Source organism: Vibrio sp. 2132-1 (assembly GCF_033344315.1).
Genome location: NZ_JAWPON010000925.1, coordinates 1 through 501 on the forward strand (window position 1 = coordinate 1; position 501 = coordinate 501).

Here is a 501-nt window from a genome sequence, read left to right on the forward strand (position 1 = left end):
TAACATTATCGAGACTACGACGCTCGAAGTCTGTCTCAATATTAAGACTATGCAATAGATTGAGATTTGGCGAATACTTATTTGCATATGCCATCAAAATCAAAATGCAACCTATTGAATTTTAGGAAATTAAAGATACAAAAAAACCACCCGAAGGTGGTTTTTTTGTCATTGTTCAGCAAAGAATTACGCTTGTGGGCGCATTGCAGGGAACAAGATCACGTCACGGATAGTGTGCGTGTTAGTTAGCAGCATAACTAGGCGGTCGATACCGATACCTTGACCTGCTGTTGGTGGTAGACCGTGTTCTAGTGCAGTGATGTAGTCTGCATCGTAGAACATCGCTTCGTCATCACCAGATTCTTTTGCTTCAACCTGTGCTTTAAAGCGCGCGTCTTGGTCTTCTGCATCGTTAAGCTCTGAGAAGCCGTTTGCTACTTCACGGCCACCGATGAAGAACTCAAAGCGGTCTGTGAAGAATGGGTTGTCATCGCTACGACG

Annotated in this window: 1 protein-coding gene; it reads right to left on the reverse strand. The window is 43.9% G+C overall.

All coding sequences use genetic code 11. The annotated features are described in order from the left end of the window. Window positions 1-186: 186 nt before the first annotated feature. A partial coding sequence (locus tag R8N47_RS28760; protein WP_318186552.1) for an amino acid--tRNA ligase-related protein occupies window positions 187-501 on the reverse strand: 315 nt, incomplete at its 5' end.